The organism is Nonomuraea sp. NPDC005983, assembly GCF_040614375.1.
Lineage (GTDB): Bacteria > Actinomycetota > Actinomycetes > Streptosporangiales > Streptosporangiaceae > Nonomuraea.
Genome location: NZ_JBEXUP010000092.1, coordinates 12811 through 36802 on the forward strand (window position 1 = coordinate 12811; position 23992 = coordinate 36802).

Sequence of the window (23992 nt, forward strand, 5' to 3'; positions counted from 1 at the left end):
ATCGGGCGCGCAGAAGCGGGATGTCACGCCGTACTCGCAGGTGGACTTCGAGGCCGAGGATAAGCGCAGCTGAACAACCTGTGCGCGACGTATCCGTGCATCTTGCCTTCTCGCGCCCGATTCTCATCATTGGTGAGTCAAGGAATGGCATTTCACCTGAGAGGGGGTGTCCTGTGGCGATGCGTTGGAAGACCGGCGTGGCCGTCGCTCTCAGCCTGGCAGGACTCCTGACCGTGGCGGCATGTGGCGGATCGGACAAGTCCGAAGCCGCGGCCCCGGCGCAGCAGAAGGACCAGGCGCTGCACGACCTGCTGCCCGACAAGATCAAGCAGAGCGGCACGCTGAACATCGCGGCGGGCCACAACTACCCGCCCCTGGTCTTCCTCGACACCGACAACAAGTCGGTCATCGGGCTGGAGCCGGAGCTGATGCGGGCGATCGGCCAGGTGCTGGGCGTCGAGGTGACGTTCAGCCAGGCCAGCTTCGACAGCCTCATCGCCGGCGTCCAGGCGCGCCGCTACGACCTGGCCGTTCAGGCGATGCTGGACAAGCCGGAGCGCCGCCCGAACGTCACCTTCGTCGACTACTTCAAGACGAGCAGCTCGCTGCTCGTCCAGGAGAAGGACGTCGGCGGGATCGCCTCGCTGGACGACCTGTGCGGCAAGGTGACCGCCGTCGAGCAGGGCACCGCCCAGGCCGACGACGCCGAGCAGCAGGCCAAGAAGTGCACGGCGGCCGGCAAGCCGGCGGTCCAGGTGCTGGTCTTCCCCGACACCGTCGGCTGCCTCCAGGCGGTCTCCACCGGACGCGCCAACGTCTTCATCGGCGGCACGCCCACCATCACCTACCAGGCCGGGCAGTCCGGCGGGCGGATGAAGCAGGTCGGGCAGCCCTACCGCTTCCTGCCCTACGGCATCCTGGTCAACAAGGAGGACCAGACCCTGGTGCAGGCCGTCCAGCGGGCGCTGCAGCAGCTGATGGACAACGGCTCGTACGCGAAGATCCTGGCGAAGTGGCAGATGTCCTCCGGCGCCCTCGACAAGGCCATGGTCAACGGCGGCTCATCGTGACCGCACCTTCCCCCAAGGTGTTCTCCAAGACGGCGCAGCGAGGGGACGGGGCGGTCGCGATCGAGGCCGTCCCGCTCCGGCACCCGGGCCGCTGGGTGGGGTCGGCGGTGCTCGCCTTCCTGGTGATCTTCCTCCTGCAGGGGTGGGCGGCCAACCCGCGCATGCAGTGGGACGTGGTCGGCGAGTACCTCTTCTCCCCCGCCGTGCTGCAGGGGCTCGGCACCACGCTGCTGCTGACCGTGCTCGCCATGGTCGTCGGCGTCGCGGGCGGGGCCGTGCTCGCCATCCTGCGGATGTCGAGCAACCCGCTGCTGTCAGGGCTGAGCGCGTTCTACATCTGGGTCTTCCGCGGCACGCCGCTGCTGGTGCAGCTGCTGTTCTGGTACTTCCTGTCGGCCGTCGTCCCGAAGATCGGGCTCGGGGTGCCGTGGGGGCCGACGTTCTTCGAGTTCGACACCAACCAGATCATCACCCAGATGACGGCCGCGGTGCTCGGGCTCGGGCTGCACGAGGCCGCCTACATGGGGGAGATCGTCCGCGCGGGCATCACCTCCGTCGACGTCGGGCAGACCGAGGCGGCGCACGCCCTGGGCATGACCCGCTTCCAGACCCTGCGGAAGATCGTCCTGCCGCAGGCCATGCGCCTCATCATCCCGCCGACGGGCAACCAGGCGGTCTCGATGCTCAAGACCACCTCGCTCGTGTTCGCGATCGCCGTGCCTGAGCTGCTCACCTCGATCCAGGGCATCTACTCCCGCAACTTCCAGCAGGTGCCGCTGCTGACGGTGGCCTGCATCTGGTACCTCGTGGCGACGACCGTGCTCAACGCGGGCCAGTACTACATCGAACGCAGGTTCAACAGATGATGACAGTCGTCAGGGCCGAAGGCGTGTGCAAGCGGTACGGCACGCTCGACGTGCTCAAAGGCATCGATCTCGAGGTGCGGCAGGGAGAGGTGCTAGCCATGATCGGCCCCTCCGGGTCGGGCAAGTCCACCTTCCTGCGCTGCGTCAACCACCTGGAACGCGTCGACGCGGGCCGGCTCTACGTCCACGACCGGTTGGTCGGCTACGAGGAGCGCGGCGGGAAGATCTACGAGCTGGCCGACCACGCGGTCGCCCGGCAGCGCCGCGGCATCGGCATGGTCTTCCAGCGCTTCAACCTCTTCCCGCACATGACCGCGCTGGAGAACGTCATGGCGGCGCCGGTCCTGGTCAAGAAGGAGCCGAAGGCCGCGGTTCGCGAGCGCGCCCGGGACCTGCTCGCCCGGGTGGGGCTGGCCGACAAGGCCGGCAGCTATCCCGCGCAGCTGTCCGGCGGGCAGCAGCAGCGGGTGGCCATCGCCCGCGCGCTGGCGATGCGGCCCGACCTCATGCTCTTCGACGAGCCCACCTCGGCCCTCGACCCCGAGCTCGTGGGCGAGGTGCTCGACGTCATGCGCGCGCTCGTCGAGGACGGCATGACCATGATCATTGTTACCCACGAGATGGGGTTCGCCCGCGAGGTGTGCGACACGCTGGTCTTCATGGACGGCGGCGTCGTCATCGAGTCCGGGCCGCCCGGCGACCTGCTCAACGCGCCCCAGCACGAGCGCACCCAGGCGTTCCTGAGCAAGGTCCTCTGACTCCCTAAGGAAGATCCACGTGTCCCGCGTAATCGTTCTCGGCGCCGGAGTCCTCGGCGCCTCCGTCGCCTACCACCTGGTCGAGGCCGGGGTCCAGGTCGTCGTCGTCGAAGCGGGCGGACCCGCCGCCGGCACGTCCAGCGCCACGTTCGCCATGGACGTCACCCACCTGAAGACCCCCCGCTCCTACTTCGAGCTGAACCGCCGCAGCGCCGCGCTGCACGCCACCCTGGCCGAACGGCTGGCAGGCCCGTCCTGGCGGCATCCGATGCCGGCGATCCAGTGGGGCGACGGCGAGCAGGGCCAGCGGGCGATCAGGGAGCGGGCGATCCGCCTGCAGTCCTGGGGGCATCCGTGCCGCATCGCCGACCCGTCCGAGCTGCGCGAGCTCGCGCCGGCCGTCGATCCGCGCTCCTGCACGGCCGGCGAGCTGGTCGTCCACGACCACAGCGCCTGGTACGACGCCCCGCTGTTCGTGCGGCGGCTGCTCGACAGGGCGGCCCTGCTCGGCGCCGACGTCCTGTACGGCCAGCGGGTCACCGCCCTGCTGCGCGACGGTGACCGCGTGGTGGGCGCCGAGACCGCGACCCGCCGGTGGACGGCCGACTGGGTGGTGAACTGCACCGGCCCCGACGCCGACCGCATCGCCGCCCTCGCCGGCACCGGGCTGCCCATGACCCGCATCCCGGGCCTGGTCGGAGAGAGCACCCCCGTGCCCGACGCGCGGCTGGGCGCCATCCTCGCCACCCCAGAGGTGGACCTGCGGCCCTCGCCCGGCGACCGGATCTGCTCGATCTCCTGGCCCGTGGACGCGCTGCTGCCCGCCGAAGGCGCGGCCGAAGCGGACAGCGGCCTGGAGGAGCGCCTGCACGCCGGCGGGCAGCGCGTCATCCCCGCGCTGCGCGAGGCCCGGATGGCCGGGGTCCGCCTCGGCATCAGGCCGGTGCCCGCCGACGGGCTGCCGCTCGTCGGCGTCGACCCGCGGGCGCCGGGTCTCTACAGCGTCGTGACCCACAGCGGGGTGAACCTCGCGCCCGAGCTCGGCCGCCTCGCCGCCGAGGAGATCACCACGGGCGGCGAGAGCGACGACCTCGTCGGGTACCGGGTGACGAGGGACACGGCGGCGTCGGTGCAGGACGAGAGCCTGTCGGTGATGACCTCCCGCTGACCCCGCTCCCCCGCCCGCAGGGCCCCGCGCCTTCTCGCAGGCGCGGGATTGCGCCCTCGCGGCCTTCCGCCCCTCGCGCATCCGGCGCGACACACCGGGCGACCCACGCAACCGGGTCGCCCGGTGATCGGCATTTGAGTTTCGGCGCCTCGTACCGCTAGTGTTCCCAGCCACAACCGGACTATAGTCCGATTAGCGAGAGGTTGCCACATGACCATGCTCATTTCCAGGGACGAGTTGAAGCACGCCATCGACGCCGGGACCGTGACCGTCGTCGACGCCCTCGGCGGCGCATACCACGCCAAGCAGCACCTGCCGGGCGCGGTCGCGCTCACCCCGTCCGACGTCGACGCCCTGGCCTCGACCGTGCTGCCGGACCGGGACGCCGCCATCGTCACCTACTGCTCCAACCCCGCCTGCCCCAACAGCGGACAGGTCGCCGACCGGCTCACCGCGCTCGGCTACTCGAACGTCCGCAAGTACCGGGAGGGCATCGAGGACTGGACGCTGGCCGGGCTGCCGGTCGAGTCCGCCTGAGCCGACGGCCGCAGGGAGCGCGCGGGGAGGGCGCACAGTCGCCCTCCCCGCGCCTCATGTCACCGGGCGTCGACGGGGCGGGCGTGGATCTCAGTCCTTCGCCAGCGCTGCGAGGATGCGGTCCTCGGTCACCTCGGGGCCGGTGAGCTGGTCACTGATCGCGCCGTCACGCAGCACCACCACGCTGTCGCAGTTCTCCACCAGCTCACCCACGTCGGACGAGATCAGCAGGATCGCCAGCCCGTCGACGGCCAGTTCGTCCAGCAGTGACTGCATCTCGATCTTGGTGGCCACGTCGACGCCCCGGGTCGGCTCGTCGAGGAGCAGCACCTTGGGGTGCATGGCAAGCCAGCGGGCCAGCAGCACCTTCTGCTGGTTGCCTCCCGACAGTTCACCGGCGGGCTGCCGGGGCGAGACGGCCTTGATGCCGAGCCGCTTCATGAAGGTGGCGACGACGCCGTCCACCTGCGCGTCGGACACGATGCCCGCCCGTGACAGGCGCGGGAGCGCGGCCAGCGCGATGTTGTCGCGTACCGAAAGCGTCGGGACGATCCCCTCGGTCTTCCTGTTCTCCGGCACCAGCCCGACCCCGGCGCGGATCGCGCTCCTGATCGACCACTTGCGTGCCGCCGCGCCCGACACCATCACCTGGCCCGCGTCGACCGGCATGACGCCCGCGATCGCCCTCGCCGTCTCGCTGCGGCCCGCGCCGAGCAGCCCGCCGAGGCCGATCACCTCACCCGCGCGCATCGCCAGCGACACCCCGTCGAGCACGTGGTGGCGGGTCAGCCCCTTGGCCTCCAGCACCGGCAGGTCCGCGGGCTCGTCGGGCTCCCCGGTCTCGACCGGCGCCTCGACGGGGTGGAACGTCCTGCCCAGCATCAGCGAGACCAGCCTGAGCCGGTCGAGCCCCGCCAGCGGTCCCGTGTGGACGACGCGGCCGTCACGCAGCACGGTGACCCGGTCGCAGACCTCGTAGAGCTCCTCCAGCCGGTGGGTGACGTAGACGACCGCCCGGCCCTCGTCGCGAAGCCTGGCCACGGCCCCGAACAGGGTCTCCAGCTCGGCGTGCTCCAGCGCCGAGGTGGGCTCATCCATGATCACGAGTTTGGCGTCGGCGGAGGCGGCCCTGGCGAGCGCCACGAGCTGCCGCGCGCCCTCGCCGAGCGAGCCCACCGGCCGGCGGACGTCGGCGCGCAGGCCGTACGCCGAGAGCGTCTGCTCGGCGTAGGCGTTGACGGCCGCGAAGTCGATCAGCCCGAGCCTGCCGCGTGGCTCCCTGCCGAGCAGCAGGTTGCGGGCGATGCTCATGGTCGGGACGAGGTTCGTCTCCTGGTGGATCGTGGCGACACCGGTGCGCCTGGCGTCAGCGGGTGTGCCGAATCTGACGGGCTCGCCCAGGAAGCGCAGCTCACCCGCGTCCGGCTGGTAGACGCCGGAGAGCACCTTCACCAGCGTGGACTTGCCCGCGCCGTTGCCGCCGACCAGGGCGTGCACCTCGCCCGGGCGCACGGACAGGGTGACGTGGTCGAGCGCGGTCACGCCCTGGAAGGTCTTGAGAACTCCTGCCACCTGTAGCACGGTTGCCTCCGCCTCGATCGTGGTCGCGACAGGAAACAGTTCAGTAACAGAAATGTCACATTCGATCAGATCTGAGCGACGTGCAGCCGGACGCCTCGGGCGCCGAGATCGTCGAGCACGTCGCGGGGCGCGGCGTCGTCGGTGACGAGATGGGCGATCTGCTCGGCCGCGACCGTCTGCACCATCGTGTCGATGCCGATCTTGGTGTGGTCGGCCAGCACCACGACCTCCTCCGCGGCGGCGGCCAGGGCCCGATCCACGCCCGCCACCTGCATGTTCGGCGTCGACAGGCCACGCTCGGCGCTGAGCCCGTTGCCCGAGACGAACGCCCTGCGGACCCGCAGCCCCGCCAGCGAGCGCTCGGCCGCGCTGCCGACCAGAGCCAGGATCGAGCCGCGCAGCGTGCCTCCGGTCAGCATCACCTCGACCCGCGGCGAACCCGCGAGCACCTGCGCCACCAGCAGCGAGTTGGTCACGACGGCCAGCTCGGAGTACCTGGTCAGGCGGCGGGCGAACTCCATGGTGGTGGTGCCGGGGCCGACCACGATCGCGTCGCCGTCCTCGACCAGGACCGCGGCCAGATCGGCGATCGCGGCCTTCTCCGCCGACTCCAGCGACACCTTGTGCGTGTATCCGGCCTCGCGGGACAGCTCGCCCGGCAGGGTGGCGCCGCCGTGGTGGCGGTTGAGCAGCCCCTCCGACTCCAGCGCGCGCAGGTCGCGGCGGACGGTCACCTCGGAGGAGTGGACGGCCTGGGCGAGCTCGCGCAGCGACACCGCGCCGTTGGCACGCACCAGCTCGAGGATGCGCTGCCTGCGTTCCGCGGCGAACACGGGCCTGCGGCCGTCGCTCTGCGTGTCGCTCACGTCCCGATCATAGACGAGCGGCCAAGTTCGGTTCACCTCTGACCGAATCAGAACGAATCTGATCGGAAGTCTTGACCGCCTAGGTCCGCGGATGCTTCTTTTGGACGCGGACGGGGTCAATTCCTGTCCGATCCTGATCGAAGGGCCTGCCATGCGCATTCCCGCCACCGCCTGCGCGATCGCCGCCGTCTTATCCCTGCTCGTCTTGTCCCTGATCGTCGTCCCGGCCCGTCCGAGCTCGGCCGAGGACAAGCCGGCCAGCGTCCTGGACCACGGCTCGTACCTCGCGGGGTTCAACGACCCCGGCTGGTACGAGGCCAACATCCCGTTCGTGGACCTGCCGGACCGTCAGATCCAGGAGGTGTACTACTACCGCTGGCGGGTGTGGAAGGAGCACCTGCGCTACACCAACCCAGCTGACGGCTGGGTGCTGACCGAGTTCCTCGACTGCTGCGGCTACGCCGCGCCGTACCAGGCCATCAACGCGGCGGCCGGGCACCACATCTACGAGGGACGGTGGGTGCGGGACCGGCGCTACCTCGACGACTACGTCACGTTCTGGCTGACCGGCCCCGGTCAGGGCAGGCAGCAGGTCAACCCGAACGCCCCCGACTGGGCACACGAGTACAGCTTCTGGGCCGCCGACGCCGTCCACGCCAGGGCCGAGATCACCGGTGACTGGCAGTCCGCCAAGCGGCTGCTCCCCGCGCTCATCAGGCAGTACGACGGGTGGCAGGGCCAGTTCGACGCCCAGAGCGGGCTGTACTGGCAGCTGCCCGTGTGGGACGCCAAGGAGCTGTCGCCGGCGTCCTACCAGAGCAGCGACACCTTCGGCGGCGTCAGGACGCTCCGCCCGTCGATCAACGCCTACCAGTACGGTGACGCGGTGGCGATCAGCCGCATCGCCGCGATGGCAGGCGACAGCCCCACGGCCCGCCGGTTCGCCGAACGCGCGGCCACGTTGAAGCGGAACACGATCGACCGGCTCTGGGACGCCGGCAGGAAGTTCTTCTACGACGTCGTCCAGGAGAACAACCCCGGGCTGGACAAGCTCGACACCCGGGAGGACGTCGGATTCGTGCCGTGGCAGTTCAACCTGCCCGACCCGGCCCAGTCGGCCGCCTGGCAGCAGCTCCTCGACCCGCAGGGATTCGCCGCGCCCTACGGGCCGACGACCGTGGAGCGCCGCAGCCGGTGGTTCATGCACGAGGCGTCGCAGGGCTGCTGCCGGTGGACCGGGCCGAGCTGGCCGTTCACCACCGCCCAGGTGCTCACGGGGATGGGCAACCTGCTGACCGACTACCCGGCCCAGCCGTACGTGTCGAAGGACGACTACTACCGGCTGCTGCGCACCTACGCGCTGACCCAGTACCGCAACGGCGAGCCGTACGTGGCCGAGGCGCACCACCCGGACGAGGACCGGTGGCTCTACGACGGCCGCGACCACAGTGAGGATTACCTGCACTCCTCCTACACCGACCTGGTCCTGTCGGGGCTGCTCGGGCTGCGCGGCGAGGAGGGCGCCACGCTCCGGCTGGCGCCGCTGGTGCCAGCCGCCTGGGACCACTTCGCCGTGGAGAACGTCCCCTACCACGGCCATGACCTGACCGTGCTGTGGGACCGCGACGGCTCTCACTACGGCAGGGGCGCCGGCCTGCGTGTCTACGTGGACGGTTCGCTGGTGCGGCGGGCGGACTCGGTGCGCCCGATGACGATTCCCGTCGGCCCGGCGCGCGACCAGGCCCCAGAGCAGGCCACAGAGCAGGCCACCGGGCGGCTGGTCAACGACGCCGCCAACCCCCTGCGCACCGGCTTCCCGAAGCCCATCGCCTCCTTCACCTCCCGCTACGACAACGAGTGGAACGGCATCGACGGCAAGGTCTGGTTCGACGAGGTGCCGCAGAACACCCGCTGGACCAACTACACCTCGCCCAACACCGAGGACTACTACGGCGTCGACTTCGGCGGTCCCACCCGGGTCGGCGACATCCGCTGGTACGGCTACGACGACGGCGGTGGAGTGCGGACCGCCACCGCCTACCGGCTGCAGCACTGGACCGGCACCGCCTGGCAGGACGTCCCCGGCCAGGTCCGCTCGCCGGACAAGCCCGTGGGCAACGGACCGAACCGGATCACCTTCCCCGAGATCACCACCAGCCGGGTGCGGTTGCTGTTCGGTGACGAGCCGGTCGGCGTGGTCGAGCTGCAGGCGTGGAGCCGCTCCAGCGACGCCATGACGCTGACGGCCACCCCGGGGAAGGTCGTCGCGGGCGGGACCGGGACCGTGACGACCACGCTGGTGAACCAGGGGCGTCCGGCGACAGACGTGGCGGTCCGGCTCACCCTGCCCGCCGGATGGACCGCCACGCCGCTGACCAGTGCGTCCCGGGACCGGCTCAGGCCGGGAGGCGAGCTGGTCACGCGCTGGTCGGTGACGCCGCCGGCCGACGCGAGCCCTTGCCTGCAGGCGGTCCTGACCGCCGAGGCGGACTACACGGCCGGAACCAGGCAGACCACCCGGACACGGGCCTCCCTCGAGGTGACCACGGCCGAGCCGCGCGGGCTGCGCGGCGAGTACTACCTCTCCTCCGCACCGGGGAGGTTCGACTTCGCCGAACTCAAGGCCACCGTCGTGGATCCGGCCATCGACTTCGCCGACCTGAACCCGGTGTTCGACAGGCTCACAGGCAGGCAGGACGACGTCACCGTCAGGTGGACCGGGCAGCTCGCCGCCGAACGCACGGGCGAGCACACGTTCTCCATGATCGGCGACAACGGCTTCCGCTTGTGGGTGGACGGCAGGCTCGTCATCGACCACTGGGTGGACGACTGGGACGTCGAGCAGACCGGCTCCCCCGTCCATCTCGAAGCCGGCAGGAACTACGACATCACGATCGAATACTTCGAGCACTACGGCGGCGCCCACCTGCGGCTGCGCTGGCAGCCTCCGGGCTCCGCCAAGGAGACCGTCCCGAGTTGTTCCTTCCATCCCCCAGCGTGAAAGGACCCTTCGTGCGCAAGACGCTCGCGGTGCTGATCACCGTGCTCCTGGCCGCCTTATGGCAGGCGCCCTCGCTTGCCCAGTCCGTTGTGCAGTCCGCCGTTGAGCGGCACGGGCTGCGTGGCGACTACTACCTCGCCTCGGCTCCCGGCGCGTTCGACTTCGGCGAGCTGAAGGCCAGCGTCGTCGACCCGAGCCTCGACCTGCCCGACCTGAACCCCGCGCTCAAACTGCTGACCGGACGGGACGACGACGTCACCGTGCGATGGACGGGGCAGATCCAGCCCAAGTACTCCGAGACGTACACCTTCTCGATCATCGGCGACAACGGGTTCCGGCTCTGGGTGGACGGCCGGCCCGTGATCGACCACTGGGTCGACGACTGGGACAGGGAGCAGGTCGGCACCCCGATCGCCCTCGAAGCCGGGAAGAAGTACGACATCAAGGTGGAGTATTTCGAGCACTTCGGCGGGGCGAACCTGAGGCTGCGGTGGCAGAGCACGAGCCAGCCGAAGGAGATCGTGCCCGGCGAGGCGTTCACGGTGCCCGACGGTTTCGACCCGCCCGGTCCGGTCGACGCACGGGTGAACGCTGCCGGCGACACCGCCACGCTGACGTTCGGCAAGCCGCTGGGCGCGCTGCCCGCCAACCTGGCCGAGCACCTGGCCATCACCGTTGCCGGAACGAAGTGGCCCGTAACCTCTGCAGTCCTGAAAAATCAGGACACGGTGGAGTTGGGGCTGGAGTATGCGGTTCCCGGCAAGGCCGGTAGCACGCTGAGGGCCACCTACGACGGGCAGGGCGGGTTCAGCCACGCCGACGGCACGCCGGTCGAGGCCTTCCCCTACGCGTTCGTGGTGAACGAGTCCACCTATGTCCTGCAGACCCGCTGGTCCAAGGATGTGGACCCGGCCAACCCGCTGCCCGAGTATCCCCGTCCGCAGCTCGTCAGGGATCAGTGGCGCAGTCTCAACGGCACCTGGCAGTTCGCCGCGGCCAAGCCGGGCGAGGCCGCCCCGATCGGCCGCGACCTGGCCGAGCGCATCGTCGTGCCGTACCCGGTCGAGTCGCAGCTCTCCGGGATCGGCAGGCACGAGGAGCGCATGTGGTACCGCCGGACGTTCGAGGTGCCACGCGCGTGGCGCGGCGAGCGCGTCCTGCTGCACCTGGACGCCGTGGACTGGCAGTCCACGATCTACGTGAACGGCCGGCAGGTCGGCACCCACAAGGGCGGCTACGGCCGGATCAGCGTGGACGTGACCGACGCGCTCAAGCGGGACGGCCGGCAGGAACTCGTCGTCGGCGTCACCGACCCGACCGACAGCGGCAGCCAGCCCATCGGCAAGCAGCGGCTCAGCCCCAACGGCATCTGGTACACCGCGAACTCCGGCATCTGGCAGAGCGTCTGGATGGAGCCCGTCGCGAAGGAGCACATCGACCGCGTCGACACCGTGCCGGACGTCGCCGGCCAGGCCCTGCGGGTCACCGTCAGGGGCTCCTCCGGCACCGCGACCGTGATCGCCCGCGACGGCCGCCGCGTCGTCGGCACGGTCACCGGTGCCGTGGGCGCCGAGCTCAGGCTGCCGGTGCCGAACCCCAAGCTGTGGTCGCCGGACAAGCCGTTCCTCTACGACCTGACAGTCACGCTGAAGAAGGACGAAATCTCGTCCTATTTCGGGATGCGCAGCATCTCTGTGCAGAACAACCGGATGCTGTTGAATGGGCAGCCCGTCTTCCAGCTCGGCCCGCTCGACCAGGGCTTCTGGCCCGACGGCATCTACACCGCCCCGACCGACGAGGCCCTTCGCTACGACCTGGAGCAGACCAGGAAGCTCGGCTTCAACACCGTGCGCAAGCACGTCAAGGTCGAGAACGACCGCTGGTACTACCACGCCGACCGCCTCGGCCTGCTCGTCTGGCAGGACATGCCCGCCGCGTTCAGGACCACCGACAGGCCCCAGTTCGAGGCCGAGCTGCGCGAGCTGGTCGACCAGCACCGCAGCAGCCCGTCGATCGTCATGTGGGTGCCCTTCAACGAGGGCTGGGGGCAGTACGACCAGGCCCGCATCGCCGACCTGGTCAAGAGCTGGGACCCGTCGCGGCTGGTCGACAACATGAGCGGTGTCAACTGTTGCGGGGCCGTGGACGGCGGCAACGGCGACGTCCAGGACTTCCACATCTACCCGGGCCCCGGCGCCCCCGGCAAGCCCACCGGCACCAGGGCGGTCGTCCTCGGTGAGTACGGCGGCCTGGGCCTGCCGCTCATCGGCCACACCTGGTCGGGCGGCGGCTGGGGGTACGCGGTCGAACCCGACCCCGCGGCCCTCACCAACCGCTACGTCGACATGGCCAGGGCGCTGGAGCGGCTGCGCTCCTGCGATGGGCTCAGCGCCGCCATCTACACCCAGACCACCGACGTCGAGACCGAGCTCAACGGCCTGATGACCTACGACAGGGCCGTCACCAAGCCCGACGTGCAGCGGGTGCACGACGCGAACCAGGCGCTCACCGGCAAGCCTGCCTCGCCCTGCGCCTGATAGGAAAGGAACAGCTATGCCCCCCTATATCCGGACGGCATCCTTAGCGCTGGCCGTCCTCCTCACCGCCTCCGCGTGCGCCAAGTCGGAGGAGCCGCAGAGCGCGCCCGCCGCCACCAGCACGGCCGGGAAGCAGGTCGTACAGACGCCCAGCGACTCGGCCGGGCCGACCTGCACCCTGCAGCAGTTCGGCGGCACCACGTTCGACCTCAAGTCGGCCACCGTCGGCTTCTCCCAATCGGAGAAGGAGGCCAACCCGTTCCGCATCGCCGAGACCAAGTCGATCAAGGACGAGGCGGCCAAGCTCGGCATCGCCGACCTCAAGGTCACCAACGCCCAGTCGCAGTTCTCCAAGCAGATCACCGACGTGCAGCAGCTCATCGCCCAAGGCGTGAAGCTGCTGGTCATCGCACCGCTCAACTCCGACGGCTGGGAACCGGTGCTCCAGCAGGCGGCGGCCAAGAAGATCCCGATCATCACGGTGGACAGGAAGATCAACGCCAAGCCGTGCGGCGACTACCTGACGTTCATCGGCTCCGACTTCTACGAGCAGGGCAAGCGGGCCGCCGATCGCATGATCGACGCCCTGTCGAGCAAGGGCAAGGTCGCCATTCTGCTCGGCGCGCCCGGCAACAACGTCACCACCGAGCGGACGAACGGCTTCAAGGACCGGATCAAGGAGAAGGCACCGGATATCCAGATCTCCTTCGAGCAGACCGGCGAATTCGCCCGCGAGAAGGGCCAGCAGGTCACCGAGCAGCTCATCCAGTCCAACCCCGATATCAACGGCATCTACGCCGAGAACGACGAGATGGCGCTCGGCGCCGTCACGGCGCTGAAGGGCGCGGGCAAGGAGCCGGGCACCATCAAGATCGTGTCAGTCGATGGCACGCGCAGCGCCGTCCAGGGCATCGCCGACGGCTGGCTGCACGCGGTCATCGAGTCGAACCCCCGCTTCGGCCCGCTGGCCTTCGAGACCGCCCAGAAGTTCCTCGACGGCCGGCCCATCCCCGACAAGGTCGTCATCTCCGACCGCGACTACGACACCGGCAACGCCAAGGACTCCCTCGGTGAGGCGTACTGACTTGGCCGGCACGGAACCGGTTCTCGAGGCCGACGGGGTCAGCAAGCGCTTCCCCGGCGTGCTCGCTCTCGACGGCGTGTCCCTCGCCCTTCACCCGGGCGAGGTGCACGCCCTCGTGGGGGAGAACGGCGCGGGCAAGTCGACGCTGATCAAGGTCTTCACCGGCGTGTACCAACCGGACGGCGGCGAGCTGCGCTATCAGGGCCGGCCCGCCGCCTTCGGCACCCCGATGGAGGCACAGCGCGCCGGGATCTCCACCATCTACCAGGAGGTCAACCTCGTCCCGATGATGAGCGTGGCGCGCAACCTGCTGCTCGGGCGCGAGCCGCGGGGCCGCTTCGGCGTCATCGACGCCGCGCGGATGTACGGCGAGGCGGAGCGCGTCCTCGCCGGATACGGGGTCGAGACCGACGTCAGACGGCCACTGCGGAGCCTCGGCGTCGGGGCTCAGCAGATGGTCGCCCTGGCCAGGGCCGTGTCGACCGACGCGCGGGCGGTCATCATGGACGAGCCCACCTCCTCCCTCGAACCGCGCGAGGTCGAGACGCTCTTCGGGGTGATCAGACGGCTGCGTGACGGCGGGATCGCGGTCATGTACGTCAGCCACCGGCTCGACGAGCTGTACCAGGTGTGCGACCAGGTCACTGTGCTGCGGGACGGCCGTGTCGCGCACACCGGGCCGCTCGCCCCGCTGGAGAGGCTGAAGCTCATCTCGCTCATGCTGGGACGCGACCTGAGCGAGGTGCGCTCGGAGGGGATGACCCGGTTCTCGCGCGAGCGCCACCGCGCCGCCGGCTCCTCGGACGGGCTCGTTCCGCCGGTGGTCGAGGCGCGCGGGCTGACCCGGCAGCACGTGCTCGACGGGGTGGACGTCTCGGTCAGGCCGGGCGAGGTCGTCGGGCTCGGCGGGCTGCTTGGCGCGGGCCGTACCGAGACCGCCAAGGCGATCGTCGGAGCGATGCCGCTGGACGGCGGGCAGGTGCTGGTGGCCGGGCTGCCGCTGCGCAGCGGCTCCACGACGGCGGCCATCCGCGCGGGCGTCAGCCTGCTGCCCGAGGACCGCAAGGCCGAGGGGATCATCCCGACGCTGTCCGTGCGGGAGAACATCGCGCTGGCCGCGCTGCCGTCCCTGGGCACGGCGGGCGTGGTGTCCGACGCGAAGATCGACCGGGTCGTCGAGATCTTCATGCGGAGGCTGAGGATCAAGGCGGCCTCGCCGCACCAGCTCGTCTCGGAGCTGTCCGGCGGCAACCAGCAGAAGGTGCTGCTGGCCCGCTGGCTCGCCGTCCGGCCCAAGGTGCTGCTGCTCGACGAGCCCACGCGCGGCATCGACGTCGGCGCCAAGGCCGAGGTGCAGGCACTGATCGACGAACTGGCCGAGGAGGGGCTCGGCGTGCTGCTGATCTCCTCCGACCTGGAGGAACTGGTCGAGGGCGCCGACCGGATCCTCGTGCTGCGCGAGGGCGCGGTCGCCGGCGAGCTGTCCGGCGACGACGTGACCGAGGAGAGGATCATGGCAACGATCGCGGAGCAGTCCGATGGCTGAACGGGTCTTCCGCTGGGTGCAGGACTACGGCGTGTACGCCGCGGTGCTGGTGCTGCTGCTGTTCAACGTGCTGTTCACGCCGCACTTCATGGACGCGTCCAACTTCCGCACCCAGCTCGTCCAGGTCACGCCCATCGTGATCGTCTCGCTCGGCATGGCGCTGGTGATCGGCACGCAGGGCATCGACCTGTCTGTGGGCTCCGTCATGGCGCTCGCAGCCGCCCTCGTCGTGCTCTACCTGGGGTACGGCTGGCCGCCCGCGTTGATCGTGGCCGTGGTCGGCGGGGGCGTCGTCGGGGCGGCGGGCGGGGCCCTGGTCGCCTATGTCGGGGTGCAGCCGATCGTCGCCACGCTGGCGCTGCTGGTCGGCGTGCGCGGCCTGGCGAACATGCTCGTGCCCCAGCTCGTCGAGTTCAGGAACCCGGACCTGATCGCGCTGGGCAGCAGCTCGGTGGCCGGGATCCCGGTCATCGTGCTGATCGCGGCGGCGCTGACGCTGGTGATGCTGTTCGTGGTGCGGCGCACCACCTTCGGCAGGCAGGTCGTCGCGATCGGCGGCAACCGGTCGGCGAGCGAGCTGTCTGGGCTGCCGGTCAAGCGGGTTCTGCTGCTCGTCTACGTCATCTCCGGGCTGCTGGCCGCGCTCGCGGGCGTGCTGGCCACGGCCCGGCTGCAGGCCAGTGACCCGACCTCGCTCGGGCTGTTCATCGAGCTGTCGGCGATCACCGCCGTCGTGGTGGGCGGGACGCCGCTGACCGGGGGGCGGATCAGGGTGCTCAGCACCGTCATGGGCGCCCTGCTCATGCAGTTGCTGTCGGCGACGTTGATCAAGCACAACCTGCCGCAGTCGTGGACCCAGATGGTCCAGGCGGTCATCATCCTGGCAGCCGTCTACGCGACGAGGGAGCGTGGGACCCGATGACCGTCACCCGTGAGCAGGTGAGCCGCCTGCTGCAGCAGCACGGCGCGCTCATGGTGCTGGCCCTGCTGGTGCTCGTGGGCAGCCTGGCCTTCGACTCCTTCGCCACGGCGGGTAACGCGGCCAGCGTCGTGGTCTCGTCCTCGTTCCTGGCGATCATCGCGATCGGGATGACGTTCGTCATCATCAGCGGCGGGATCGACCTGTCGGTGGGGTCGCTGTTCGTCCTGGGCGGCGTGCTGGCGGCCTACGGTTCGCAGTACGGCCTGTTCGTCGCCCTGGCGCTGCCGCTGGCGGCCTGCGGGGTCGTCGGCCTCGTCCAGGGCTTGATCATCGCCCGCACCGGGATGGCGCCTTTTATCGTGACATTGGCCGGTTTGTTGGGTGTCCGAGGTCTGATGCTCGCCCTCTCGGACGAAGGTGCCACCACCTACTTGGTGAAAAATCCCGCGTTCGCCGCCCTTGGGCAGGGTGAGCTGCTCGGCCTCACCTACCCCGTCTACATCACCGCGTCACTGGCGCTGGCGGCGATGGTGCTGCTGCAACGGACCGGCTTCGGCCAGAACGTCTACGCCATCGGCGGCAACGAGCAGGCGGCGGCCCTCATGGGCGTCCCCGTCGCCCGCACCAAGGTGTCGGTGTACGTCATGTCGGCCCTGCTCGCGGGCCTGGCCGGGGCGCTGAACGCCGCCCGGCTGTCCTCGGGCGTCACCATCCTCGGCATCGGCCTCGAACTGGACGTCATCGCCGCCGTGGTGATCGGCGGCACCCTGCTGACCGGAGGAGCGGGCGGCATCACGGGGACGGTGGCGGGGGTGCTGTTGCTCGGGGTGATCCAGAGCCTGATCAACCAGGTGGGCAACCTGACGTCGGCCTTCCAGCAGGTGGTGAGCGGCGCCTTTCTGGCGCTGGTGGTGCTGGCGCAGCGGCTGCTCAGCAAGGCACAACGACTGTCATGACAAGCGAGCGGGCCCCGGGAGACTCTCGGGGCCCGCTCGTTCGCGCAGGCCTCCGTCACCGTCCCGTTCTCGGCGAGGTGACGGGTACAGCCGATCCGGCCGGCTGCGGACGCTCGGCTAGTGACCCATCACCGGCCTGGCGCCGGCGGCGGGTATCGGCAGGTGCTCGCGGATGAGCATCCAGCTCGCGGCCAGCACCCACAGCGCCGTGAGCACTCCGGGGAGCACCCCCACCAGCAGGCTGTCGGGCCCGAACACACCTCCCACGCTTCCCACCGCGAACGCGGCCAGCAGCTGGACCACGGCGACGGCGATGGCGCACCACGCCATCCACATCGGGAACACGTGGGTGCGCATGATGGCGGCGGCCGTGGCGCCGAACGTGGCCGCCACGGCGATGCCGGAGATCGCCCCCATCACCGTCACCGCGGTGTACGGCCCGCCTGCGAGGGCCATGAGGGACCGGTGCGCGGTCAAGGAGTAGGTCATGCCCGCGAGCAGGGACACCCCGACGAACCCCAGCGCGGCGAGGAGCACGTAGCCGGCCAGGACCATCGCGGGCGTGTCGCTGACCTCGTCGGCCCGCCGGAAGGCGGTGGCCATGGCGATGCCGAACCACAGGAACAGCATCGTGGCGATGCCGAGGAGCAGCGACCCGAGCAGGACCTGGGTCCGGTACTGGAGCAGGAACCCGGCGATCGTCGTGGACGACTCCATGACCTTCGGAGCGTTTCCCATCACCAGCCGCCCAATGATCGCGATCACGATCGCGGCGATACCGGCCATGCCGCCCCATCGGAGCTCGTGACTCTCCTTCACCTTCACGAGAATCACCCCCAAACGGTACGATTCGGACATCTACCATGCTCCGGCATGCCTGCAGTCGCTCCTAGGGTCAAACGTAACATTTTGCGAAGTTTGTCATTGCTTTCCCACCGGCCCGCCTGGGGCCTGCGAGCGCTCGCGCCTCACACGGCGGCACCGGCGTCCCGCGGGGAGAGGAAGCTTTAGCCCGCCTTTGGCGTGCCCTCATCCGTTGCCGGGCACAGGCACGCCGGGCGCGTCCCTCCTGCCCCGGCCGAGAACGCGCCGACCTGGAGACCGGGCCGAGGGGATCGCCACACGGACAGGGGGCTTCACCGCATGGCTAGGCAGACCGTCGCGGAGCAGTTCGTCGACACTCTCACGCGGGCCGGGGTCAAGCGGCTGTACGGCGTCGTCGGCGACAGCCTCAACCCCGTCACCGACGCCGTCCGCCGCAGCTCCGCGATCGAGTGGGTCCAGGTGCGGCACGAGGAGAGCGCCGCCTTCGCGGCGGGAGCGGAAGCGCAGCTGTCGGGGCGCCTCACCGCGTGCGCGGGCAGCTGCGGGCCCGGCCACCTCCACCTGATCAACGGCCTGTACGACGCCCACCGGAGCATGGCGCCGGTGCTGGCCCTGGCCGCGCACATCCCCAGCGCCGAGATCGGCACCGTCTACTTCCAGGAGACCCACCCGGACCGGCTGTTCGCCGAGTGCAGCCACTACTCGGAGCTGATCTCGCATCCGGACCAGATGCCGCGGGTGCTGCTGACGGCGATCCAGCACGCGGTCGGCCGCTCGGGCGTGGCCGTGGTGAGCATGTCAGGCGACACCGCCGGGCAGGACGCGCCGCAGGTGACCACCGAGCTGGCGATGGCCACCCGGCGGCCCGCCGTCCGTCCGGGCGATGACGAGGTCGCCGCGCTGGCCCGCATGATCGACGAGGCCGAGAAGGTCACGCTGTTCTGCGGCAGCGGGACGGCCGGCGCCCACTCGGAGGTCATGGCGCTCGCCGAGCGGATCAAGTCGCCGGTCGGGCACGCGCTGCGCGGCAAGGAGTGGATCCAGTACGACAACCCGTTCGACGTCGGCATGTCCGGGCTGCTGGGGTACGGCGCCGCCTACGACGCGATGCACGAGGCGGACCTGCTCCTCCTGCTGGGCACGGACTTCCCCTACGCCGCCTTCCTGCCCGATGACGTGTCCATCGTCCAGGTGGACGTGCGGGCCGAGCACCTGGGCCGCCGGTCCAAACTCGACCTGGCCATCTGGGGTGACGTCCGGGAGACGCTGCGCGCGCTCATCCCCCGGGTGCGGGAGAAGAGCGACCGCCGCTTCCTCGACCGGATGCTGAACAAGCACGCCGACGCGCTGGAGGGGGTCGTCGCGGCGTACACGCGCAACGTCGAGCGGCAGCGGCCGATCCATCCGGAGTACGTCGCCGCGATCCTCGACGAGGAGGCCGCCGACGACGCGATCTTCACCGTCGACACCGGCATGTGCAACATCTGGGCGGCGCGCTACCTGACCCCGAACGGCCGCCGCCGGGTCATCGGCTCGTTCAACCACGGGTCGATGGCCAACGCGATGCCCCAGGCGATCGGCGCGCAGCTGCTCGACCGGGGCCGTCAGGTCGTCTCCATGTCCGGCGACGGCGGCTTCTCGATGCTGATGGGCGATTTCCTCACCCTGGTGCAGTACGACCTTCCGGTCAAAGTGGTGATCTTCGACAACTCGTCGCTCGGCATGGTGGAGCTGGAGATGCTGGTGGCGGGGATGCCGCCGCACGCCACGTCCTACCCGCACACCGACTACGCGGCGATCGCCCGCGCGGCCGGGGCGCACGGCGTCCGGGTCGAGGATCCCAGGGACGTGCGGGACGCGCTGCGCGAGACGCTGGACCACCCGGGCCCGGCGCTCCTCGACGTCGTCACCGACCCGAACGCGCTGTCCATGCCGCCCCGCATCACCCGCCGGCAACTGACCGGCTTCGCGGTGTCGACGAGCAAGATCGTGCTCAACGGCGGAGTCGGGCGGATGATCCAGCTCGCCCGCGCCAACCTGCGCAACATCCCACGCCCCTGACCAGAGCGGCGCCGTCCCCGCCTCGCCGGGGGACCGCTCGCAGTCGCCACGCGAGGTGAGCGGGGCCGCCGCCTGGTCGGCCGCCGGGAGGAGGCCGCGAAGTCGATCACCACTCCCTAGCGGGTGATGGCGCGGAGGGTGGCTGCGTACGCGCGGGGGTGGGTGGTGTTGCCGTTGTGGCCGCCCGGGAACTCCACCAGGTCGGCGCCGACCAGCGCGGCCAGTTCCTCGGCGCAGCGGTGGTCGAAGACGGCGTGCGGCGTGGTGCGTCCGGCGGCGGGCACGATGCGGGGGCCGCCGTCCTTCAGCGCCGCCACCGCCGCGAGGTCGAGGGCGTCCTCGACGACGGCCGTGAAGTCGTTCCTGACGAAGAAGGCGAAGTTCTCGGCACGCCGCGGGGTCATCGGCTGCGGGGTCAGGTCCGGCTCGGTGTCCTGGTGGTGCGGGTCGATGCCGAGGACCCTGGCGATCTCCGCGAAGGTCGCGGCCAGCCCCTCGCGTTCGTGGACGTCCTGGATCTCCACCAGCTCGCGGACGTGCCGCGCGCGCTCGTCGCCGGGCAGGAGCCAGGGCGCGACCGGCTCGTGCGCGACGAGCGCAGTCAGCCGGCCGGGATGGGTCACGGCGAGGTGCAGCCCGATGACGGCGCCGAGGCTGCACCCCAGCATGGTCACGGGCTCGTCGGTGAGGGCGGCCAGCAGGCGGTGCACGTCGTCGGCGTGCTGGGCGATGCCGGCCTTCCCGCCGGGGGTGTCGAGGACGCTGCGCGAGAGGCCACGGCGGTCGTAGGTGATCACCGTGTGGTCGGCGACGAGCTGCGCCACCAGGTCGTCGCTGCGGTTGGCGTCGCCGTCGCCGCTCTGCGAGATCAGCAGGGCCGGGCCGGAGCCGCGAACCTCGTAGTACAGCGTGGCTCCGGGAACGCGGAGGTGGCCGGTCTGCTCCATGAGAGGTCCCTTTCACGAGGAGGCTCTCACGATAATGCATCTGATTTGATGTATCAAGAATGATGCATTTGAGTGCTCCGAAGGTGGGGAGTCAGTCGCGGGTGAGGGTCTTCGGGATGAGACGGCGGGCGAGCGCCTCCAGGGCCGCCACGGTCTCCCCCACGGCTTGCGGGTCGTCCGTGCCCAGCGCCGCGGCGACCGCGTCGTCGATGGACGCCGCCCTGACCTCCGTCACCCGCTCCGACGCCTGCGGAGCCTCGCGGATCAGCAGGCGGCGGCGGTCGGCGGGGTCGGTCATGGTCTCGACCGCCCCGGCGGCGCGCAGCCGCGCGACGGCCGCCGACACGGCGCTCTGCGGCAGCCCCGTCCGCGACACGATCTCCCCCACGGACGTGCCGGGATGCCCGCGCACGTCGCTCACCACGATCAGGACGGTCCGCACGCTGGTGGACTGCTCACCGATGCCCTCGGTCGGCATGGCCTCCTCGCCGATCTTCATCAGCGTCCGGCCGAGCAGGAACAGTTCGACGCCATTCACAACGGGGACGATACAGCGACCCCGCGTCAGGACTGCGAGCGCGCCATGCGCCCCTCCGGCAGGGCCGAGCACGACCGGTTGGGGATCGCGTACTGCCCGAGCAGCTCCTGCCGCACCTCGGGCTCGGCGCGGCCGTGCCATTCGGTGAGCAGGACGGTCGCGTCGTCCTGGAGCCTGCCTTCGTGGTGGGCGAGGACGTCCTTGATCAGGCGGCGCAGCGTCTCGGGTACCGGCAGGCGCGAGGCGCTGTGCCGCAGGATGAACTCGACGAACCGGGGCAGGCCGAACTCCTTGCCCTCGCTGCCGCCGGCTTCGATGATGCCGTCCGTGTAGAGGAGCAGGCGGTCGCCGGGTTCGAGTTGCTCGCTGCAGACCGTGACGGGCATGTCCAGGCCGAGCCCGAGGGGGTGGGCCGGCGGGCAGTCCAGCGTGCTGATCCAGCGTCCGCCCCGGATGAGCACCGGCGGGTGGTGGCCGCGGTTCACCCAGGTGAGGACGCCGGTGCGCAGGTCGAAGTCGGCCAGGATCGCGGTGACGAAGCGGGTGGCGTGCCCGAACTCCTCCAGCAGCAGGGCTTCGATGCCCTTGCTGTTGCTCGCCAGGTCCAGGCCCTGCCGGCGCAGGTTGCGGCAGGCCGCCAGGGTGAGGTTGGCGGTGAGCCCGGCGGCCAGGTCGTGTCCCATCGCGTCGAAGATCGACAGGTGGACGGCGTCGTCGTCCACCGCGTAGTCGAAGGCGTCCCCTCCGATCTCGTAGGCGGGCTCCAGCACTCCGCTGATCGTCACCTCGCGGTTGGAGAACGTCAGCGGCGGCATGAGCCGCCAGAGCATCTCGGCCGCGACGTTCATCGGCCGCGACCTGACCAGACGCGGGTAGCAGTCGCTGTAGGAGCGCTTGCTGACCACCAGCAGCGCGACCAGCGACGCGAGCTGGCGGATCTCCCCGCCGTGCTCCTCCCCGTCGCCGCCGGCGCGGACGCGCAGCACGCCCAGCCGTTCGGTGCCGTTCAGCAGAGGCACCCACCAGCACCCCATGCCCGACTCATCCGGCTTGTGCAGGATGCGGACCTCCTGGAAGGCCCGGCCCGCGTACGTCGAGTCGATCCGCAGCTCCGCGGGAGCCGCGCCGTCCGCGCACCGCGGCGCGCCACCCCCGTGGCCCGTGAGCCTGCGCAGCGTGTTCTGCTGCAGGTCGGCGAGGTAGATGAGCACCTCTTCGATGCCCGCCTGGGGGGCGTGCCTGGCGACCAGAGCGGGCAGTTGCTCCAAAGTCGCCTGCTGGCCGGACTCCAGCAATCCGGTCAGCATCCGCTCCACCCCGCGAGGGCCGTCCATGCGTTGTTTGCCCCATCTCGCCGCGTTATTTCTGTCGATTATCGGCAGCTGGTGTCGCCCGTGTGAACCAAGGGGCAAGCAAGAACGGTTTACCCCGGAAGGGGCCTGACGCCGGCCGGGCGGCTCGCCAGGGCGACGGCGCCGGGCGGCCGGCGCCCGGCGCGCCGGTTTACGGTCGGGTGGCGCGACCTCGTTTCACGCACGGCCGGCGACGTCGCTCAGCGCCGCACCACCCGACCGGAAGGCGTTTCAGGCCCGCTTCACGCGCAGCGTGACCAGCTCGAAGGGCCGCAGCGGCAGCGTCACCGTGCCGCCCTCGCGCCGCGGTCCGGCCGCCCCGGCGAGCGGGCGTTCCAGCAGGTCGGTCACCGTGACGTCCGCGACCTCGAACCCGGCCGTCACGCGGGCGACGGCGCGCCCGCCGCGCGACTCGTGGAAGCGGATGACGACGTCGCCGCTCTCGTCGTCGGCCAGCTTGACGGCCGTCACGACGACCGCGTCGTCCTCGACCGTCACCAGCGGCGCCACCTCGGCGTCGCCGGGAACCCGCCGTTCCGGAAGGTTGATGAAGTACCCCTCACGGACGGCGTCACCGATCGTGGCGCCAGGCACGAGCGCGTGGCGGAAGCGGTGCACGCCCTGGTCGGTCTCGGGGTCGGGGAAGCGCGGCGCGCGCAGCAGGGAAGCCCGGACCGTGGTCGTCGTCCCCGAGTCGGACGCGCGGACCGTGCGGGTCACGTCGTGGCCGTAGGTCGCGTCGTTGACCAGCGCGACACCCCAGCCCGGCTCCTCCAGGTGGACGAAACGGTGGTTGCACGCCTCGAACTTGGCCGCCTCCCAGCTGGTGTTGGTGTGGGTGGCGCGGTAGGAGTGGCCGTACTGGGTCTCGGAGGCGTACCGCTCGGCCCGCACGTCCAGCGGGAAGGCCAGCTTGAGGAACTTCTCGGTCTCGTGCCAGTCGACCTCGGTGCTGATGTCGAGCCGCTTGACGCCGGACGGGAGGGCGAGCACCTGGGTGACCGTCGACGAGCCGAAGGAGCGGACGACGCGGACCGATCCCGGGTCGTCGCCGGGCGTCACCTCGTCGGCGTCGACCAGGTCGGTGACGGTGTTGCGGTAGAACTCGTCCACGTCCCAGGCGTCCCACATGTTGGGGAAGTCGGGGTGGAGCTGCAGGAGGTTGGCGGCCCGTCCGGGCGCGATCACCTCCCGCCCGTCGAACACCGAGACGACCAGGCCGCGCCCGTCGATCTCCACCCTGAGCAGGCCGTTGTCGAGGACGTAGCCGCCCCCGTCGCGGTGCCGGGAGCGGTGGTCGGCATGAACGGCGGCACCACCACCTCGGAGCTGGCCCGCACCCTGGCGACGCAGGCCACCCTGGAGTCGGGCTTCACG

Annotated in this window: 19 protein-coding genes; 12 read left to right on the forward strand and 7 right to left on the reverse strand. The window is 70.5% G+C overall.

Features of this window, described 5'->3' with window-relative positions; translation table 11 throughout:
* The first annotated feature begins 179 nt into the window (after positions 1-179).
* The 5 genes from ABZ297_RS31815 (at position 180) to ABZ297_RS31835 (ending at position 4399) form a co-directional block, all read left to right on the forward strand.
* Positions 180-1070, forward strand: coding sequence for an ABC transporter substrate-binding protein (locus ABZ297_RS31815; protein WP_355353773.1), 891 nt, complete (start codon positions 180-182; stop codon positions 1068-1070).
* Positions 1067-1936: an amino acid ABC transporter permease gene (locus ABZ297_RS31820; protein ID WP_355353776.1), complete on the forward strand. Its 870-nt coding sequence runs from the start codon at positions 1067-1069 to the stop codon at positions 1934-1936. The genes ABZ297_RS31815 and ABZ297_RS31820 overlap by 4 nt, the downstream gene beginning before the upstream one ends.
* Positions 1933-2694 (forward strand): amino acid ABC transporter ATP-binding protein, encoded by a 762-nt coding sequence (locus ABZ297_RS31825; RefSeq protein WP_355353779.1) that lies wholly within the window; start codon positions 1933-1935, stop codon positions 2692-2694. The genes ABZ297_RS31820 and ABZ297_RS31825 overlap by 4 nt, the downstream gene beginning before the upstream one ends.
* Positions 2695-2713: 19 nt before the next feature.
* Positions 2714-3862 carry an FAD-binding oxidoreductase gene (locus ABZ297_RS31830; RefSeq protein WP_355353782.1) on the forward strand — a complete coding sequence of 383 codons (1149 nt, stop codon included), beginning with the start codon at positions 2714-2716 and terminating at the stop codon, positions 3860-3862.
* Positions 3863-4072: 210 nt separating this feature from the next.
* Positions 4073-4399: a rhodanese-like domain-containing protein gene (locus tag ABZ297_RS31835; protein WP_355353785.1), complete on the forward strand. Its 327-nt coding sequence runs from the start codon at positions 4073-4075 to the stop codon at positions 4397-4399.
* 90 nt (positions 4400-4489) lie between these two features.
* Here the strand turns inward: ABZ297_RS31835 and ABZ297_RS31840 are convergent, their stop codons facing one another.
* Both ABZ297_RS31840 and ABZ297_RS31845 read right to left on the reverse strand, forming a co-directional pair.
* Positions 4490-5971 carry a sugar ABC transporter ATP-binding protein gene (locus ABZ297_RS31840; RefSeq protein ID WP_355353788.1) on the reverse strand — a complete coding sequence of 494 codons (1482 nt, stop codon included), beginning with the start codon at positions 5969-5971 and terminating at the stop codon, positions 4490-4492.
* Positions 5972-6045: 74 nt separating this feature from the next.
* Positions 6046-6846 (reverse strand): DeoR/GlpR family DNA-binding transcription regulator, encoded by an 801-nt coding sequence (locus ABZ297_RS31845; RefSeq protein ID WP_355353791.1) that lies wholly within the window; start codon positions 6844-6846, stop codon positions 6046-6048.
* Positions 6847-6997: 151 nt separating this feature from the next.
* On the opposite strand from ABZ297_RS31845, the gene ABZ297_RS31850 reads away from it, so the two are divergent.
* Genes ABZ297_RS31850 through ABZ297_RS31875 form a run of 6 tightly spaced genes read left to right on the forward strand, consistent with a single transcriptional unit; the run spans position 6998 to position 16892 of the window.
* A complete protein-coding gene (locus ABZ297_RS31850) occupies positions 6998-9847 on the forward strand; it encodes a PA14 domain-containing protein (protein ID WP_355353794.1) in 2850 nt (949 codons plus the stop codon).
* 11 nt (positions 9848-9858) lie between these two features.
* A complete protein-coding gene (locus tag ABZ297_RS31855) occupies positions 9859-12384 on the forward strand; it encodes a PA14 domain-containing protein (RefSeq protein ID WP_355353797.1) in 2526 nt (841 codons plus the stop codon).
* 16 nt (positions 12385-12400) lie between these two features.
* Positions 12401-13468, forward strand: coding sequence for an ABC transporter substrate-binding protein (locus tag ABZ297_RS31860; RefSeq protein WP_355353800.1), 1068 nt, complete (start codon positions 12401-12403; stop codon positions 13466-13468).
* Complete coding sequence (locus ABZ297_RS31865) at positions 13455-15014, forward strand: sugar ABC transporter ATP-binding protein (RefSeq protein WP_355353803.1); 1560 nt, start codon at positions 13455-13457, stop codon at positions 15012-15014. The genes ABZ297_RS31860 and ABZ297_RS31865 overlap by 14 nt, the downstream gene beginning before the upstream one ends.
* Positions 15007-15936, forward strand: a complete 930-nt coding sequence (locus ABZ297_RS31870) for an ABC transporter permease (protein WP_355353805.1) — start codon at positions 15007-15009, stop codon at positions 15934-15936. The genes ABZ297_RS31865 and ABZ297_RS31870 overlap by 8 nt, the downstream gene beginning before the upstream one ends.
* Entirely contained in the window at positions 15933-16892 is a 960-nt protein-coding gene (locus ABZ297_RS31875; protein WP_355353807.1) for an ABC transporter permease, read from the forward strand. Before ABZ297_RS31870 ends, ABZ297_RS31875 begins: the two co-directional genes overlap by 4 nt.
* 117 nt (positions 16893-17009) lie before the next feature.
* On the opposite strand, the gene ABZ297_RS31880 is transcribed toward ABZ297_RS31875, so the two are convergent.
* On the reverse strand, positions 17010-17726 hold the full coding sequence (locus tag ABZ297_RS31880; protein ID WP_355353810.1) for a hypothetical protein: 717 nt from the start codon (positions 17724-17726) through the stop codon (positions 17010-17012).
* Positions 17727-18035: 309 nt separating this feature from the next.
* On the opposite strand from ABZ297_RS31880, the gene ABZ297_RS31885 reads away from it, so the two are divergent.
* Positions 18036-19778 (forward strand): pyruvate dehydrogenase, encoded by a 1743-nt coding sequence (locus tag ABZ297_RS31885; RefSeq protein WP_355353813.1) that lies wholly within the window; start codon positions 18036-18038, stop codon positions 19776-19778.
* 116 nt (positions 19779-19894) lie between these two features.
* Here ABZ297_RS31885 and ABZ297_RS31890 read toward each other — a convergent pair whose 3' ends face one another.
* From ABZ297_RS31890 to ABZ297_RS31905, 4 genes are all read right to left on the reverse strand, one after another.
* Positions 19895-20725 (reverse strand): alpha/beta hydrolase, encoded by an 831-nt coding sequence (locus tag ABZ297_RS31890; RefSeq protein WP_355353816.1) that lies wholly within the window; start codon positions 20723-20725, stop codon positions 19895-19897.
* A 91-nt stretch (positions 20726-20816) separates the two neighbouring features.
* Positions 20817-21263: a MarR family transcriptional regulator gene (locus ABZ297_RS31895; protein ID WP_355353819.1), complete on the reverse strand. Its 447-nt coding sequence runs from the start codon at positions 21261-21263 to the stop codon at positions 20817-20819.
* A gap of 26 nt (positions 21264-21289) precedes the next feature.
* Entirely contained in the window at positions 21290-22597 is a 1308-nt protein-coding gene (locus ABZ297_RS31900) for a PP2C family protein-serine/threonine phosphatase (RefSeq protein ID WP_355353822.1), read from the reverse strand.
* A gap of 249 nt (positions 22598-22846) precedes the next feature.
* On the reverse strand, positions 22847-23992 hold a 1146-nt coding region (locus ABZ297_RS31905), incomplete at its 5' end, for a glycoside hydrolase family 38 C-terminal domain-containing protein (RefSeq protein ID WP_355353825.1).